Annotated in this window: 15 protein-coding genes and 4 pseudogenes; 18 read left to right on the forward strand and 1 reads right to left on the reverse strand. The window is 37.0% G+C overall.

The window, feature by feature from the left end; genetic code table 11:
• The first annotated feature begins 259 nt into the window (after positions 1-259).
• From BG05_RS01710 to BG05_RS01750, 10 genes and pseudogenes are all read left to right on the forward strand, one after another.
• Entirely contained in the window at positions 260-520 is a 261-nt protein-coding gene (locus tag BG05_RS01710; RefSeq protein ID WP_002191650.1) for a hypothetical protein, read from the forward strand.
• Positions 513-1,662, forward strand: a pseudogene (gene mobP2 / locus BG05_RS01715) (MobP2 family relaxase). The gene BG05_RS01710 and the pseudogene mobP2 overlap by 8 nt, the downstream one beginning before the upstream one ends.
• Before the next feature lie 48 nt (positions 1,663-1,710).
• On the forward strand, positions 1,711-2,154 hold the full coding sequence (locus BG05_RS01720) for a hypothetical protein (protein WP_002191647.1): 444 nt from the start codon (positions 1,711-1,713) through the stop codon (positions 2,152-2,154).
• Positions 2,155-2,196: 42 nt separating this feature from the next.
• Positions 2,197-2,472, forward strand: a complete 276-nt coding sequence (locus tag BG05_RS01725; RefSeq protein ID WP_002191646.1) for a hypothetical protein — start codon at positions 2,197-2,199, stop codon at positions 2,470-2,472.
• A pseudogene (locus BG05_RS01730) lies at positions 2,465-2,680 on the forward strand (hypothetical protein); the annotation flags it as partial. The gene BG05_RS01725 and the pseudogene BG05_RS01730, both read left to right, overlap by 8 nt.
• Before the next feature lie 228 nt (positions 2,681-2,908).
• A complete protein-coding gene (locus BG05_RS01735) occupies positions 2,909-3,097 on the forward strand; it encodes a hypothetical protein (RefSeq protein ID WP_002193510.1) in 189 nt (62 codons plus the stop codon).
• Positions 3,094-3,228 (forward strand): hypothetical protein, encoded by a 135-nt coding sequence (locus BG05_RS31815; protein WP_258169562.1) that lies wholly within the window; start codon positions 3,094-3,096, stop codon positions 3,226-3,228. The genes BG05_RS01735 and BG05_RS31815 overlap by 4 nt, the downstream gene beginning before the upstream one ends.
• A 71-nt stretch (positions 3,229-3,299) precedes the next feature.
• The gene (locus BG05_RS01740) at positions 3,300-4,277 is read left to right on the forward strand and encodes a DUF3991 and TOPRIM domain-containing protein (protein ID WP_002193511.1); all 978 of its coding nucleotides are present in this window, start codon (positions 3,300-3,302) and stop codon (positions 4,275-4,277) included.
• Positions 4,270-4,461, forward strand: a pseudogene (locus BG05_RS01745) (restriction endonuclease); the annotation flags it as partial. The gene BG05_RS01740 and the pseudogene BG05_RS01745, both read left to right, overlap by 8 nt.
• 541 nt (positions 4,462-5,002) lie before the next feature.
• Positions 5,003-5,557, forward strand: a pseudogene (locus BG05_RS01750) (reverse transcriptase domain-containing protein); the annotation flags it as partial.
• Positions 5,558-5,623: 66 nt separating this feature from the next.
• Here BG05_RS01750 and BG05_RS01755 read toward each other — a convergent pair.
• Entirely contained in the window at positions 5,624-5,890 is a 267-nt protein-coding gene (locus tag BG05_RS01755; RefSeq protein WP_162208023.1) for a hypothetical protein, read from the reverse strand.
• Between the two features lie 167 nt (positions 5,891-6,057).
• On the opposite strand from BG05_RS01755, the gene BG05_RS01760 reads away from it, so the two are divergent.
• The 8 genes from BG05_RS01760 (at position 6,058) to BG05_RS01795 (ending at position 17,776) form a co-directional block, all read left to right on the forward strand.
• Positions 6,058-6,354 carry a WXG100 family type VII secretion target gene (locus tag BG05_RS01760; RefSeq protein WP_000918583.1) on the forward strand — a complete coding sequence of 99 codons (297 nt, stop codon included), beginning with the start codon at positions 6,058-6,060 and terminating at the stop codon, positions 6,352-6,354.
• Between the two features lie 377 nt (positions 6,355-6,731).
• Positions 6,732-10,385 (forward strand): type VII secretion protein EsaA, encoded by a 3,654-nt coding sequence (gene esaA / locus BG05_RS01765; RefSeq protein WP_041867968.1) that lies wholly within the window; start codon positions 6,732-6,734, stop codon positions 10,383-10,385.
• On the forward strand, positions 10,360-10,872 hold the full coding sequence (gene essA / locus BG05_RS01770) for a type VII secretion protein EssA (RefSeq protein ID WP_016127884.1): 513 nt from the start codon (positions 10,360-10,362) through the stop codon (positions 10,870-10,872). Before esaA ends, essA begins: the two co-directional genes overlap by 26 nt.
• A gap of 13 nt (positions 10,873-10,885) precedes the next feature.
• The gene (locus tag BG05_RS01775; protein WP_000918627.1) at positions 10,886-11,137 is read left to right on the forward strand and encodes an EsaB/YukD family protein; all 252 of its coding nucleotides are present in this window, start codon (positions 10,886-10,888) and stop codon (positions 11,135-11,137) included.
• 188 nt (positions 11,138-11,325) lie between these two features.
• The gene (gene essB / locus BG05_RS01780) at positions 11,326-12,534 is read left to right on the forward strand and encodes a type VII secretion protein EssB (protein WP_003193369.1); all 1,209 of its coding nucleotides are present in this window, start codon (positions 11,326-11,328) and stop codon (positions 12,532-12,534) included.
• 40 nt (positions 12,535-12,574) lie between these two features.
• On the forward strand, positions 12,575-17,107 hold the full coding sequence (essC, locus tag BG05_RS01785; protein ID WP_003193367.1) for a type VII secretion protein EssC: 4,533 nt from the start codon (positions 12,575-12,577) through the stop codon (positions 17,105-17,107).
• Between the two features lie 19 nt (positions 17,108-17,126).
• On the forward strand, positions 17,127-17,471 hold the full coding sequence (locus BG05_RS01790) for a hypothetical protein (RefSeq protein WP_033734515.1): 345 nt from the start codon (positions 17,127-17,129) through the stop codon (positions 17,469-17,471).
• Between the two features lie 5 nt (positions 17,472-17,476).
• Entirely contained in the window at positions 17,477-17,776 is a 300-nt protein-coding gene (locus tag BG05_RS01795) for a WXG100 family type VII secretion target (RefSeq protein ID WP_003193364.1), read from the forward strand.
• Positions 17,777-17,778: the final 2 nt, after the last annotated feature.

The following is a 17,778-nucleotide window of genomic DNA, read 5'->3' on the forward strand; positions in this document are numbered from 1 at the left end:
AAAAAGACATAGGGACACGATGGAGACATTGAGAAGAAAAAGAGGGACATGAACGAGACATGTAGAAAAAATAACGGGACGTGATGGAGACGTTAACGGAAAATATGGGGACATAAGGGGGACATTCAGTTTCTTTTCTTGTTCCCATCGTTTCGCTAGGCTCCGCCTAGCTTCACACCATGGGTGGGAACAAAAACCCCTTATGCTCTTCTCACTATTTTTTGATCTCTACCCAAAATTGTAGAAAGGAGAGGGAAAAGTGGAAATCAGAATTAGAGAAGTAGATCCAATTGCCGTAAAGAAAATAGATGAAATTGCAAAGAGGAAAGGATTATCCAGGCAGAAATTTTTGAAAGACCAAATTGAGATGTTGGCATTTTTTCAGCAACAAAATAAAAGAGAAATGGAATTAGAAAATATCATCCAAAAGAACATCCATATGATGAATGATTGTTATAGCGAAATGAAAAAAATGAATGAGTTTATTCAAATGATGATGCAGGATGATGAAAATGAGTAGTACGGTTCCAGTTCAATCTTCCAGCACGCCAGGTTTTGTTTTAAAAACAAAATTTGTGTTATCAAGTTCAGATGCCTTTCAGAACTATATTGAGTATGTAGACCGGGAAGAAGCACAAAGTGAAGTGAAGTTGAATCCGAAAATGTTTGAGACGTATCAAGAATATATGGTGAATCCAGAAAAGACATCGGCACTGTTTACGGAACACGCAAATCGTTTAACGGAAAGTGAGAAAAAATCCTTAAAGGAAATGTTTAAGACTGATCATGAAAATGGAAGTATTATGTGGCAAGATGTCATTTCTTTTCATAATCCTTGGCTAGAGAAACAAGGCATTTATGATGAGAAAACAAAAAAATCGGATGAAAAAAAGTTAATGGATGTGAAACGGCTTGCGATGAAGGAAATGCATAAAAGAGAAGGGCCAGAAAAAAGTTCTACCTGGTCGGCAGCCATTCATTTTAACACGGATAACATTCATATTCATGTGGCAACTGTTGAACCATTTCCAACGAGAGAACGAGGAAAAAGAAAACCCAAAACATTAGATGCGATGAAGGGGAAAGTGGTAAATAATTTATTTATTGGATCGTAAACAAGAACAAAAATAAACTAATGATTTGATACGAAATAATATGGTGGGAAGTAAAAAAGAGGATTCGGTTTTTGATTGGCGTAACAATCATCTGAAGCCATTCTTTTTATAAATATACAAAAAGTTACCAAATAATAAAAGGCAATGGCGATATAGCTACAATACAATTCAGCCATTGAAGCCGGAAATTGATGAATTAAGCAGGCGATATATTCAACATCATCATAAAAAAGATTACGATCAGTTTCTCCAAAAATTAGATAAAGGAGTTCAAGTTTTTAAAGAAGCATGTGGAGAAGGAAAGTATGATAAGAAGCAATATGAAAATTACATGACGAAAAAAATCAATGATTTGTATAAAAGAATAGGGAACGCCTTTTTACAAGAAATGAAGACATATGATAAAGAACAAAAGAGAATACATCATATGAAGAAATCAAAACCATATCAAAAATTCCAACAGAATGTATCTATTCAGTATTCCATGAAGAAAGTGGAGCGTGCTTTTAAAAGTGAATATGAAAGTTGGAAAAACCAAAAGTATTAAGAGCGGATGCAAAGGGAAAATGCATATGAAAACGAAAGGGGTTAGATTATGGGGAATGAAAAAGTAAGAATGAAGTTATCATTGAGTGAAAACGTCCATCATTATGTTCAAGAGTATATGGAGGAGAATAATATTACACATCCTGGTGATGCCATATCGAAAATTTGTATGGAACATCAAGCATCAAAAAATACAGAATGGTCATTGAATTATATTTCAGAAGTTGTTTCTAAAAATCTTCATGACATATTAAAAAGTGAGCTAACAAAAATTCGTCTTGGTGCAAATAGTGCGGATAGAAATACACAAGTTTTAATTGAATTAATGAATGGGTACTTTTTTGCCAATGACTTAGATTTAGAGAGTATTATTACTACGGATAAAATAGAAGTCGGTGGCGTGAAAATGGCAAAGGAAGTCGTAGCGGAACGAATTAGTCATGCGAGACAAAAACGTCTAGATCATGAAGCATCAAAGAACAATGTAACGTAAGCTACATTGTTTCTTTTTATAAAAAAATAGGAGGTTAGTAGGATGTTATTATTTCATGAAGATATCGCATTAGGAGTCATTAAAGCAATTGGAGAAGGTGAACTAATTTTACTTGTAAAAGATAAAGAATTAACAATTAAAATTACACGAGAACAAGAGGAAGAACTTGCAGTTCATGTTATGAATCAAGAGAATATGTTAGTTCCGGTTAACGTAAAAACTCATGCGCTTTTCTTTGATACAACTGAAAGATGGAATGAAGAAGACATGGAAGAATTGCAAAGAGCTAGCGAAAGAGTAGGAGAAGATCATGAGTAAAAATTATAAGGAAAAGTATCAAACAAAATCACCGGAAGAAAAGAAAGAAGCGGTGCAAGCTTTAACAAAAAAGATGGAAAAAAGCATAGAAGGCTATTTTCGTACACCGGGAGATTTGAAAGATTATTTATCTTTTATGGCAAAATTTTATCACTATTCACCATCTAATATTTCATTAATACAGAGTCAATTTGAAGAAGCCAGAGCCTATTGCACAAGGTAATGTGGAGCAGCCAAGGGCTACAAAAAAATCAAGTAGGAAAAAAGAAACAATGGAAATAGAACGATGAAAAATTTTATAACAGGCAAACCAGATTGAATCATTTTTTGTTACTCAATTGAGAAAACGGAAAGTGATTTTTTTATGTCTACAAATGAAAGAGGATACATGTAAAAGCCCTCTTTCTTGTTTTTAGAACGAAAGGAGTGAAAAGGAATGGGAAACATTGTGGAAATCGTAGACATTGATTACAGGGGTGTTTGGGCAGAAAAAGAAGATCCAAAAGAACTCATTTTTATCTCATTATCTAAAAAAGAAATTCAAGCCGTTCGTGAAATATTGTTAGAGCAAAAACCATTATATGTGTTCTTACAGAAGGAACTAGAATGGAAGGTCATGTCATGAATGTATGGCTGTTTGCGGACTGTATGTTTCTTGTAGCTGTCTCTTTGAACGTATTGTTGTTATTTGGGCAAAGAATCGTGAAAAAGCTGAGAATCAAGAAACGGAACCATAAAACTGAAATTGCAGATTAATAGGAAAGGACTATGAAACGGAATAGTCCTCTTTTTTATTTCATTTTATAGAGTAAAGGGGGGATTCCGTAATGGCACATGTCAGTACGGAGGATGCGATGAAAGCAAGAAACATAGACTTGATTTCATATCTAGAAGCAAAGGGAGAAACGTTTAAGAAAGAAGGAAACTATTATCGTCATACGGAACATGACAGCCTCATTATTAAAGGAAATCAATACGCCTGGAATAGTCGTGGCGAAAAGGGCTATGGAGCGATTAGCTTTGCGATGATGTACTATGAAATGACATTTCCGCAAGCTGTATTAGACATCAATAAGGATGATTATAAAGAGTTTGATTGCTTAAAAGTTGAAGAAGAACACAAAAAAGGACAGCAGCCTTTCATCTATCCGAAACACTTAGAGGTGCAGAAACAAACAGAGATCAAGCAGTACCTAATTGATGAAAGAAAAATAGAACCTCGCCTGGTGAACTGGCTGATTAAAAAGGATCTCATCGTCCAGGATAAGAAAAACAATGTCGTGTTCAAATGGAGAGAAGAAGGTGGCAAAGGGCAAGTAATTGGAATGAACCGTCAAGGTACGGTCAAAATGGAGAATAAAAGAGGAAGCTTTAAACAAATTGTCCCGAATTATGAAAAAATCCATGCAGGTTTTACGGTTGATGTGGATAAGCCGGATAAGATCTATTTTTATGAAGATCCAATCGACATGTTATCTCATTGGAGTATCAAGCAAAATAAAATACAAAACGCTCGCCTGGTCTCTATGCATGGATTGAAGTCAAAAACGGTGATTCAATCTTTAATGGATGCAAAAAAAGAAGGGCACGATATTAAAGAGGTCATTATGGCAGTTGATAATGATAAGGCCGGGAAAGACTTCATTCAGACGATGAAATGCTTTGTAGATCTTAAAGAGGATGTTCCAATGCATGAAAAAGATTGGAACGATGTTCGGAAGAAACAAGTGAATGAACAACAACCAAAAGAAACAGCTCAACCAAAGAAAATGAAACCAATCAAAGAGGTGGAGAGAAGTGTCTAATCTACCAGCAATGCCAAATATACTACAGATTTTGATTTGTGGTTTTATCTTTTATGTTCTTTTTCGTATTTGTCAGTTTATGTACCGGAAGATCCAGGAGCGTAGAATGCTGAAGCGAATGGTGAAGTCCGGCATTCGCTATATAGACAAAATGGACGGACATCAATTCGAAGTGTATGTGCGCCCATAAGGGCTTCTGGGGAATCAGCTTTAGCAAGTAGTAGGTATAGACACCCAACAAACCTATCATCAATCAACTTATCCATGAGGGAAACCAAAGGCAACTTATGGCAAGATGAAACTGTTGTGAACAAGGATGAAAGCTAAACTGCTTGAATGACAGTCCAAGGGGGCATATCGAAGCCTATTTCGAAAGGTGACTGATACGAAATAAAACCATGGTACAGGGTTCAGATAGATAACCCTTGTATAGTAGGTGTCCGTGGTTTCCTAGCCATAATAAATGGAAAAGGACGAAAGTCACATCCGATATCACAATACTGCTATGTCCGCAGAAGTACTAAATGGGGATTACCTAAGTTAGAGTGCCATAGAAAATGGCTATCGAGGATGATATCAAGTGTAATAAGCAAGATATGTGGCCCATGAAAATCTAATAAGGTAACGGAGTTCCCGTAGTAGTCTGAAGTGGGGAAAGCCTATCACATGGCGAAGGGGAACAGCTTATCTAGTTTAATACAATTATGGAAGGAGCGAGAGGCTTCATGAGAAATCAAAATGATGTATTAAGCAGTCTAGCGTCTAAGGCAAACAATACTGAGTATAAGTACAAAAGACTGTATAGGAACTTATACAACATAGAGTTTTATCTTTTAGCTTACCACAAGATTAATGCCAAAGAAGGAAGTCTGACTAAAGGTGCAGATGGAAAAACTATTGATGGAGTGAGTATCGAAAGAATACAAAACATAATTGAAGAATTAAGAGAGCAGTCTTATCGACCACACCCTGTTAAAAGAGTGTATATCTCAAAAGCAAAGCAAGGAAAAAGACCGTTAGGAATTCCGTCTTTTGATGATAAACTAGTACAGGAAGTATTGAGATTAATACTCGAAAGTATATACGAGCCACAATTTTTGGAAACATCACATGGTTTTAGATCACAAAGAAGCTGTCATACAGCAATAATAAAAATTCAGAGGCGATTTACTGGTGTGAAATGGTTTGTTGAAGGAGATATAAAGGGATTCTTTGATAATATAAACCATCACATACTTATAGGAATATTAAGAAGAAGAATCGATGATGAAAAATTTATGCCTAATTTCTTCGCTAAATGGATACCGTCTGGTTTGTTTTGAATAGATTTCTTACGAAATATGTACCTAAATCAGTACTTGGATAACTTTGCCCATCCCCCAAAAAGGGGGATGGGCAAAGTTATCCAAGTAAAAAATAAAATTTAAAACACGAATAATGTTTCTTGGCCAAAATTCCTGAATGCCCCAAATTACGAACTTTAACCATTCCTGGTATCCAGCCATTTGAATGCATTTTCCTTTTTCATATCCATCACGCACCTTTTTTAGATTAGTAGTATCAGCATGTCTAAGATTTGTGAATTTATTGCAATTGTCCTGAAGTTTTTGCACCAGAACTCCTTTATTTATATGCATAGACAAGAAAAAAACGACAATATATGATAAGAATATCCAAAAAAGTAAAAATATCTTTTCAATTTTTCTACTTATTGTTATAATTCAGTAAGTAAAATAAAATTTTGTTTTACAATTTTCACAAATTGATAGGGGGAATATAAATGGCTGGACAAATTCGTATGAGCCCAGAGGAGCTTAAAGCAAAAGCAGCTCGTTATGGTAACGGTGGTCAACAAATTGAGGACATTCTACGCGATTTAACAAACTTACAATCAGACTTACGTGGAGAATGGGAAGGTCGTGCATTCGAAGGGTTTGACCGACAATTTATCGAATTAGCACCGAAGGTAAGAAATTTTGCCCAATTACTACATGACATCGAAAGACAATTGAAGGATACAGCAGATGCTGTGGCTCGACATGATCAAGACTTATCCCGTAATTTTGGACTTAGCTAATTACGGTGATGTTTGTTAGTAGATTAGGGGATTTTTCATGCTTTACATAGTAACGGGCGCGAGTAAATTCTCTGAGTAGTGAGCCACGCAGCAAGTGCTGCGTGGTTTATTTATTGGGGTTATTTGTAAAAAAGGGAGAGATGCTGCCATTTTTCTTGGGATTATACTACAAAATAAATATAAATGCTTAGTAAAAAAAGTATAAGGTAGCTTGAAGTTTGTTTGCATCTCTCCCGCATTAGCGGATAGTAAAGCTCCTACTAATGAAAGTTTCACCTTATTGTGGGTATGAAAAGGAGTATCCGTTTTCGCGACTACTAGAAGTAAGCGAATAACAGTATACAGACAAAGAGTTTTACTAGCAGGAGTGGTGATGTGTGAAAAAAATAAAGTGGAGCATAGTATTTTTTATTATACTGACGCTTGCGCTGTCTACTGGAACATCCTTTCTAGCACTGAATCAAGTGAAGAAAGGAAAGAGTGATAAAGAAACACAAAAGATGACGGTTGCGCTGGTTAACGAAGATCAAGGTGCAAACCTGGGTGGCAAAAAGATTGAATTTGGTAATGAATTTATTACGAGTGTGGAAAAAGATAATAAGCACGATTGGTATGTAGTTAGCCGCGGGGTAGCAGAAAGCGGACTATCACGTAACGTCTATAATATGATGATCGTTATTCCGAACGATTTTTCCAAAAAAGCATTATCAATTGAGTCGAATGCGCCGGAAAAGGTGACGCTTAACTACAAGGTAAATACAACTGGTAATAATGATATAAAAGCAGAAGCAGAAAAAACAGCAAGTTCGATACTTGGAGATTTCAACAGCCGAATTATCGATGTTTATTTCGCTAGCATTATCGGAAACTTGCAAAATGCGCAGGATAACATTACAACTTTTGTAAAAAAAGAACAAACTTACACCGATGTGTACAATAAAGAGGTTCATAGCCCGCTAGCTGGTTACACACAGCAGTTTAAAAGTGTTCAAGATCAAACAGGTGTGGCGAAAGGCAGTTTTAAAGGGTTACAAGAGATTTTAAATGGGTTTAGCAACAATTTGAATGAAGGTATGAAATCCAATCAGACCAGTCAGACAGCTTTTGGTGATTTTAATAAAATGAAGGAAGCAAATGGCCTTGTCTTAAAGGATTTCTCGACACAGTTGACTCAGTTTGACCAAAGTATGAATACAACAGATATAATGCAACAATTTGCTAATTTAGAATTAGCGAATAAAGTAATTTACGATCAATTTCAGTTGAAAGAAGAGCAGCCTAATATTTTATCGGATTCAGCTGGTATGCAAAAGTATTTGAGTGATAACAGTGCGAAAATTCGCAGTCACAACACTGAGTTAGCAAATAGACTAGGACCAGAGCTTACGGCATCAATAACTGAAAAGCTAAAGCGGGAAATTTCAAATTCTTCTGAGGGTCATCAAGACGTGTATTTAAATAAATTCTTTGATGCACCGGATAATCGTGCGAATCAAAAGATTCAAGAGGCTATTAATCAGTTACCGTCATTAAATAAAGATGATATTCAAAACATTGGTTTATCAGATGGGACGAAGAAAGAACTGGAAAATGTTATTGATATCACAAATAAATATAATGCGGAAAAACTTTACACACCTGCGCGAGGTACAGATACTATTCCAATGGTGGAAATGATAAAAAAAATTAAAGATAATTTGACGACATTTGGTGTTGAAGTAAACGATAAAGCAGTATTGCCAGCTACGAAAAAAGAAGGGCAATATATCACATTAAATGTACCAGACGATTATGAAGTGACAAGTGTAAAACTGGTTATCGGAAATGAAGCAGATTACACAGAGGAGTACCTTCAAAATAAAAAAATTGTTTTACCAGCTACAGACAAAGGCGATTTCGAAATTAAAGCGACATTACGTTTAAAAAATGCTAACAGTAATATTTCTGTCTTTGAGCCTGTAACTTGGAGTTGGAATTTGACACAAGAGGATACAGATTATGTCATTGATAATCCATCATCTGACATGAAACCAAAACCAACTGAACCGCCTATACTAGGTCAATCAAGTACGATTACTTATCAAAGTCCTTTGAAGAAGGTAAAAAAAAGTGACAGTCAAACGCAAAATAGTGGTAGCCAGCCAGGTGGAAGTGACAGTCAAACGCAAAATAGTGGTAGCCAGCCAGGTGGAAGTGACAGTCAAACGCAAAATGGTGGTAGCCAGCCAAGTGGAAGTGACGGTCAAACGCAAAATGGTGGTAGCCAGCCAGGTGAAGGTGGCGGTCAAACGCAAAATGGTGGTAGCCAGCCAGGTGGAAGTGACGGTCAAACGCAAGATGGTGGTAGCCAGCCAGGTGAAGGTGGCGGTCAAACGCAAAATGGTGGTAGCCAGCCAGGAAAAAGTGATGGGGAGACACAAACGGAACAGCCAGGAAAAAGTGATGGAGAGACACAAACAGAACAGCCAGGAAAAAGTGATGGAGAGACACAAACAGAGCAGCCCCCTACAAAAGATGGAGAGACGAATACAGAAGGGGAATGGAAACCTGTAAATAATAATTACATTACTCACCAAGTTATGTCGTCGTTAGATCCGAATGCGACTAATAAGCTTATACAAGCAGTTGAAGATACGATTAAAAATTATCAAAAACTATCTAGCATGTATAACTTGTATTACGGGTTTGAGGCATCAGCCGATTTACCGGAGAATTTTAATAAAAAATCACTTACGGATTTAACAGAATCACATCAAAATTCATTATACTACCTGTTCAACAAACGCGATGTGCTTGACTTATTAGCGGAATACATTGCTAAGCAAACGACAGAAGAAGTACAGCAACAAACAAAAGATTTGAAAGACAAAGTAGATGCTTATCTTAAATTGGTTGATGAAGCAGATAAAAATTCTACACATTTAACAGAAGTAATTAATCAGACAACTGAGCAAGCAAACGCGATGAATACGAATCTTACGCAAACGTTAAAAAATTTAGCAACATGGCGTGAAACAAGCAATAAACTAATCGATCAACAAGGGAAAGTTGTGACAAATAGTGATGGTGAACAAACGGCGACGCTTACGTTAGACGGGGAATTCAAGTCTATTTTTATACAAAGTCAGACACTCGCTGATCAGTCGAAGGGTAACTTAATATCAGCTGACGATGTGTATAAAACGTTTGATAATATCGATGACCGGGCGAAAACGATTCAAGATAGTGGAGATTCGCTAGTTGGTCAGGCGACAAGGCTTTCGGGTGATCTAAGTAAGAAACTAATTGATGATAAAGATTACTTGAAAAATTTCACGAAAGTTCTCGCAAACAGTCGCGTTGGCGATCGACAAAACGAAAACTTATATAGCTTCCTTGCAAACCCAGTGCAAAAGAAAAACGATGGTGTTGTTGTAGCCGCAGATACGTTTACACCATATTTATTAGTACTGATTTGCTTCATTGTTTCTCTATTTACAGCTTATGTAATTTCAAACCAAGAACGAAAACGTATAGAAAAAAGTGCTTTTGAGGAAGAGATGTCATTGGTACTGAAAAACGTACCAACTACGGCTGTTCAAGCTGGTATTGGAATAGTTGAAGGGATTCTAATTGGCGGTATTTCAGGCTATTTATTGAAAATTAGTCATGCAGAATTCCCAGTATGGATCAGCATGTTTACCAGCATTATGTTAGTGCTAGTTCTCATTTCAGGCTACTTATTACGCCAAATGAAAATGGTCGGAATGTTTATTTTGCTAGCCATGTTTAGCCTGTATCTGTTCCTGACAGATGCAGTTGGGTTGAATCTTGATAAAATGTCGACTGCTGCTAAAATACGTGAATTTTCACCGCTTCAATATATTGAGATTATGATTACTGGTTTTGCAAACGACCGAGCAAATTGGTCGACTATTATGTATAGTTTAATGGCAGCTGTCGTTATTGGCCTTGTGATAAACTTGTTCGTCATACGCAAATACCGGGCAGAAGAAAGGGATGAATATGAAGCTGATTCTCATACGAGCTAGTTTCATTACTGCTTTTTTGTTGCTTTTTCTTGCTCCGACGTCCCTTCACGCTGATACGGGCAGCTATCTTGATCATAACGGAAAGATGGATTTGAAAACGGATCGTGTGGAACAGATGCAACAGGAAAAAGTCGAAAAGGAACAAAAGGAACCCCAAGAAACTGAGCTTGAAAAACACGCACCAGACTTGTTTAAAGAACAAACAAAAGATGTAATTAAAGAGAAGCAGAAACAAATAGAGGGCGAAACGAAAGCCTTAAATGACTCATTGTTTGTAACATCAGACAAGAAGGATACAACTGTGAAGGACAGACAAAACAGCTTGTTTGCTCAAAATTATACGGTTAGCAACGCTGTTAGCGCTGACCAAAACACTAATCAACTAGAAACGGAACCTATCAGCACACAAATGATAGGAATCCTATCTGGTATAGTACTAGCAATTTGCTGCGGCATTTATGTTGTAATACGGAAAATTTGGCAGTAAGGGAGAAGGAAGTATGGCAGGACAAACACATATTAATGTCACAATTGACTTTAGTAAATGGGATAGCAGATTATATGATCTGCGTATCCCGACCCACCAGCCCGTCAAACAGCTGCTCATGAACATTGCTGAAGCACTAAAACTTGATGTGATAGAAGTTTCTCGCTGCGCTATTAAGGTTGTTAATAAAGAACTGTTACTCACTGACGATGATCGGTTAATTGATTATCAGGTAACGGACGGGGATATATTAAAAGTTTTGTAGAATTAAAATCTTTCTTTTTAGTTAGGTGAGAGTAACTGACCGTGCATAGAAGCGGTCAGTTACTGCTTTTGCCAAAAAACAAAGCTAGAAAGCAAGAGTGGATCACTTCAACATAGCAGCGACTTATATGGTGAAAAATCAAAATGAATTTATATAGAAAAGAACATGAAAAAGAGGAGTAAGAGACTATGACAGAGAGAACGATTCAGCTAGATTCGATGCAGTATCTATTTGAAACGACTGAGCATATACGGACATTGAAGTTATCGAAATCACAGACGCGTGTGAAGGACATGCGGCAACTGGAGTTAATCACAGAAAAATCTAACTTCTTTGTACCGGCTACAGTAGAAGATCATGAAGATATGTTTACATTTGAGTTCAACGTTAAGGGATATACAAAGGAATGGGAAGATGTACACAAACTAGGAAAGAACGATAAATTACGATTATTGCTTAATGTTGCTCGTTTTCAAGAGTGCTTACAAACGCGAAAAACTTTCTTCCTTCATCCAGACAATCTAGTATTCGATGACAATTATATGCCCTATCTAGTTTATCGTGGTATCCGTGATATTGTACCACCGTATCGCTTAGATGATGAGAAGTTTTTACGTCAGTATAAATGTTTAGTTGTCGCAATATTCTCGAAAAAATATAGTTTTGATGAATTATATTCTGGTTCATTGAACAATGCAAAAGATACGGCATTCGAACGTAATGTCGTTGAGGTTGGTACATTTGATGACCTTGTAAAGTTATTAAATGATCATTACAGAAGAGAACAAACGACAACAGAGAAAAATATGCAGCTTGTGCCGAAAAAACGATTCCGTTTATTTAAACGATTATCCATTTTGATGATTGTTGCTTCGATTGTTCTCGCAGTACCGCTTGGCTATTTCAGTTTTGTAAAAATGCCGTATCAAAATAAATTGTTAGAAGCAGATAAGAATTTCTTGGCGACAGACTACGATAAAGTAATTAGCACTTTAAAGGAGCAAGATCCTGAAAAACTACCGGATGCATCTAAATATGTTTTAGCTTCTTCATACGTAAAGGCAGAAAAACTAACAGATGATCAAAAAGCAGCAATTATGAAGAATGTGAGTCTAAAAAGTGATAAAAATTATTTATTATATTGGATTTACAATGGGCGCGGAGATTTCTCTAAGTCTTTAGATCTTGCGAAATATATCGATGATCCGCAATTGATTATGTACGGATTAATTAAACAAATTGAACAAGTGAAAAATGATCCGAAGTTGACTGGTTCAGCGCGTGAAGAAAAAGTACAGAAATATCAGAAACAATTGGAAGATTACCAAAAAAAATATAATACAAATTCCTCAGATGACTTATCAAATAAGAACCCATCAGGAAATAAAGAGAACTAGACATCAAACGAAATAAAAATAAAAGAAACGGGAGATAGAGATGGTACAACTACTAACAATTAGTTACGGTAATCAACTACATAAATGTCATCTTAATCCGAAAAAACGTGAATTAGTCACAATCGGAAATGAATGGTCCGACACAGTTACTTACGCGGACTTGGAAACGCGTGTAGTGGTGAAGTGGGACGGCGAAGCATGGAAACTTGAGGATGAAGCATTACGTGCAAATGAACATGTGACTCTAGATATTACGAAAGAGAAACAAATGCATTTTTACTTAACGGATGCAGGAGAAGAGTATGTGTATGACATGGCGTCCAAGTATAGTATTTCGTTTGGCGCAACGGATCGCGATGATGTGACAATTAAAAATATGACAGCTGCTAACGTGCTGTTTATCCGTGAAACATTGGGAGATTGTTTTAAAGTCGTTGTGAATGACGGCTATGTATATCACAACTTTTTTCGCATGACTGGTGAGGCAATGCTTGAACCAGGCGATCAACTGTATTTTGATGGTGTAACAATCAAAGTTGGGAAAGAAGATATTCAAATATTAGCTTCACCTAATCGCATTACATCAAAATTAACACCTTTAATGGAAGCTGATAATGATTTAGGTGATGAATATCCGAATTATCATCGTTCCCCGCGGATTATTTACCGTGAGCCAGAGGAAAAACTCACGATTGGAAAGCCATCTCACCTACCGTCAAAACCAAGTGAACAACTGGCACAGATGATCGTCCCGCCGATTGTGATGATCGTGTTGACTGTAGTCGTTTCAATCTTTCAGCCCCGCGGGATTTTTATTATCGCATCACTCGGGATGACAGTGGTAACAGTAATTATTGCATTAACCACATATTTAAAGAATTTAAAGAAATACAGAATTGATACGAAAGAACGGAATGAAAGTTATCAAAATTATTTGAAGCAGAAAACGCAAGAATTGTATGCCGCAAGTGAAGAGCAAAGGCACGCTTTAGATTATCACTATCCAAACATTGAACAAATTCGTGATATGGCAGTAAGAGTAGATTCGCAAATCTATGAAAAAACAATGTTCCACCATGATTTCTTGACATATCGGGTTGGATTGGGCCGCGTTGATTCTAGTTTTGAAATTCAGTTTAACAAAGAAGAGTTTACGCAAAACAAAGATGAATTAGTAGAAGCTGCAAGCGGCTTACGTTCGCAATATATGGGTTTAGAGAATGTACCAGTTGTGACCGACTTAGTGAATGGCCCGGTAGGTTATATCGGACAACGAAAATTAGTAATCGAACAGCTGCAAATGCTCGTTATGCAAACAGCTCTGTTTCATAGTTATTATGATTTACAATTCATTACGATTTTCCCAGAAGAAGAAAAAGCAAGCTGGGAGTGGATGCGCTGGTTACCGCATGCGAGTTTACGAGATATTAATGTTCGCGGGTTCGTGTATCATGACCGAAGCCGGGATCAAGTATTGAACAGTTTGTATCAAATCCTGAAGGAACGCAAATTAGCATTAGAAGAAAAAGGCAATTCCAATGAAAAAATGTATTTTGCACCTCATTACGTTGTATCGATTACAGATGAAAAACTAATTTTAGATCATAGTGTAATGGAGTTCTTTAACGAAGACCCGAGCGAACTTGGTGTATCTCTCATCTTTGTAGAAGATGTGATGCAAAGTTTACCGGAACATGTGAAAACAGTTATTGATATTCGTGATGCGAAAAACGGGAATGTTATCTTAGAACAAGGTGAACTAGTAAATCGCCACTTTACGCTCGATCACTTCCCAGATGGTTTCAACAAAGAAGAGTTCTCTCGTGCATTAGCACCGCTGAATCACTTGCAAAACTTAAGAAACAGTATTCCAGAAAGTGTTACATTCCTTGAAATGTACGGCGTTGAAAAAATTCATGAACTAAACATTAAGGCTCGCTGGGCGAAAAACGAAACATTTAAAAGTTTAGCTGTACCGCTGGGCTTACGTGGTAAAGATGACATCGTCAACTTGAACTTACACGAAAAAGCACACGGACCGCATGGATTAGTCGCAGGTACAACAGGGTCTGGTAAATCAGAAATTATTCAATCATACATTTTATCTTTAGCGGTAAACTTCCATCCGTATGAAGTCGCATTCCTACTGATCGACTATAAGGGCGGCGGAATGGCAAACTTATTCAAGAACTTACCGCATTTATTAGGAACAATTACGAACTTAGACGGTGCTCAAAGTATGCGTGCCCTTGCATCGATTAAAGCAGAATTACAAAAACGTCAACGTCTATTTGGCGAATATGATGTAAACCATATTAACCAATATCAAAAACTATACAAACAAGGCAAAGCGAAAGAAGCAATGCCGCACCTATTCTTAATTTCAGATGAATTTGCTGAGTTAAAATCAGAACAACCTGAATTTATGAAAGAATTAGTATCAACGGCACGTATCGGTCGTTCACTAGGAATCCACTTAATCCTAGCAACGCAAAAACCGAGCGGGGTCGTAGATGACCAAATTTGGAGTAACTCCAAATTCAAATTAGCACTAAAAGTACAAAACGCATCCGACAGTAACGAAATCTTAAAAACACCAGATGCCGCAGAAATTACACTGCCAGGCCGCGCGTACTTACAAGTCGGAAATAACGAAATCTATGAACTGTTCCAAAGTGCATGGAGCGGAGCGGATTATATTGAAAACAAAGAGGACCAAGAACAGCTAGATACGACGATTTATGCGATTAATGAGCTTGGGCAGTATGAGATTTTGAGTGAGGATTTGAGTGGTTTTGGGAAACAAGAGAGCATTACAAAAGTACCAACTGAATTAGATGCAGTTATTGATTACATTCATAACTACACAGAAGAAGAACAAATTGAAGCATTACCAAGACCTTGGTTACCACCTTTAGAAGAACGTATTTACTTGCCAGAGCTGCAACTTGTTGCATTCCAACATGCATGGCAAGAAGCGAAAAGCGATTTAGAACCAATGATTGGTATTGTTGATATTCCAGAAATGCAGGCACAAGAGCTATTACAGCTTAACCTAACAAAAGAAGGACACCTAGCTGTTTTTGCGAGTCCGGGATACGGTAAATCAACTTTCTTACAAACTATTGTAATGGGATTAGCACGGAAGCATAGCCCTGAACATTTACATGTTTATTTATTAGACTTTGGTACAAATGGTTTGTTAGCACTAAAAGGATTACCGCATGTTGCCGATACATTTATGGTAGATGATTTGGAGAAAATAAGTAAATTTATTAGACGTGTATCTAAAGAAATTAGGGAGCGGAAACAAAGACTGAGCAAATACGGCGTTGCTAATATGGCCATGTATGAAAAGGCAAGTGGTGAGTCGGTGCCAAATATCCTAATTAATCTAGATAATTACGATACAGTACGTGACGGTGGATTTGTTGATGAATTTGAAAAGACAATTACACAAATTGCTCGTGAAGGTGCGAGTATCGGAATTCATTTATTGATTAGTGCTGGTCGCCAAGGCGCGATGCTTATGTCACTTTTATCTAATATTAAAATGCAAATTGCACTTTACAATATTGAACAAAATGAAGCTCGTAATATTGTTGGTCGTACAGATTTAACAATTGAAGAATTATCAGGCCGAGGGTTGGTGAAACTTGAAAATCCTGCAGTTTTCCAAACAGCACTGCCAACGATGGGGCAGGATGCTTTGGCAAACGTTGAAGCTATCCAAGCAGAGGCGAAAGCAATGAATGAAGCATGGAAAGGTGAAAGACCACTTCCAATTCCGATGGTACCAGAAGTACTGCATTATAAAGAATTTATTGCTTGGCCACAAACGAAGCAACTTATTGAAAGTAGACAAATCCCATTTGCGGTCGATATGGAAGATGTACAACCTGTCGCGTTCGATCTAGAAAAAGACCAAAACGTTGTTGTAATCGGGAATCAATTAGAAGTGATCGAGAATTCGATGGAAATGATTCTTCAACTTCTGCAGCGTAGTAATATGTATGACATCGTTTTATTTGACAACAGTACAATGGGATTCAATGGAAGCAAAGATGCTGTAGCACAATATGTTTCAAACAGAGAAGAGCTGGACGAGGTAACTGCCGAGCTAAGAAACGTTTGGAAAAGAAGAGAAGAAGCGTTTATTGAAATACAAAAAGAAAGCAATGGTCAGCTATCTATCCATGAATTTAAGAAACAATTGCGTCCGATTGTAGTCGTAATAACAGATGTTTCGTTTATTACGAGCATTATGAGTGTAACAACAGAGGACAGCTTAGGAGAATTGATTGAAAATGGTCATCGAATGGGTATTCACTTTATCATTTCTGGTACGAATGGTCTATTAGGAAAAGCATATGACAAAGTGAACCAAGCTGTGAAAAAGCAAAAAACAGGTATTGTATTAACGAAAGTAGCAGATCAAATGTTGTTTGACATTTCTAATCGACCTTATAAGGAAAAGAACTTACAACCTTACGAAGCTTACTTCGTACAACAGAATATGGCTGAAAAAATTAAATTGGCTGCCCATCTAGCGCCAGTAGAAGTTTTCCGTTAAAAGGAGGTGAAATAGCCTAATGAGTCTATTCGATATTTTTAAAAATGAAGAGGAGAGAAAGCGGGATCATTATCAGAAGCTATACCAAGAGTTACAAGAAAGAATTTCCGAATACTCCGAGTGTATAGCTGAGGTTAATGGGGCGCTAAGCAGTTATAGAGGAAAGATGCCTCATGCATCAAGTGGCAGCATTCCGGTAAATGATTTTGAACCGAAACGTCAGCAATTAGATGAGAAACTGATGCAGTGTATTTCGAATGCAGAAGAGAAAAGGTCTAGTTTAACGGCAGCTAGACAAGCGGCTTATGATCGGTACGTGTATTACAGAGATAAGGCCAATGCAAAAGCAGCAGAAGGGAAGTGAGAAAGATGGGGAAAGTTGAGATTATTGATAGCGACTTACAGCAAGCCGTTCAATATTCCAAAGCAATTCAAGAGGCGCTACGTACATCTTATGATAAAAGTAACGATTTAAAAAGTTATGTGAAATCAGCAAAATGGAGCGGCAGCACGAGAGGGTCATTTGAAGCTTACTTGGATTTGATTACGCAATATCATAAAGATATGAATAAAATCATGGAGAAGCATACGAAGGCCCTAGAAAACTTAAACAAGTACATGCAGAATTTTGAAGAGACAGCAGATGTGAGGAAAGTGAGGAGTTTATAACT

Origin of the sequence: Bacillus mycoides (genome assembly GCF_000832605.1) — a bacterium.
Taxonomy (GTDB): Bacteria; Bacillota; Bacilli; order Bacillales; family Bacillaceae_G; genus Bacillus_A; species Bacillus_A mycoides.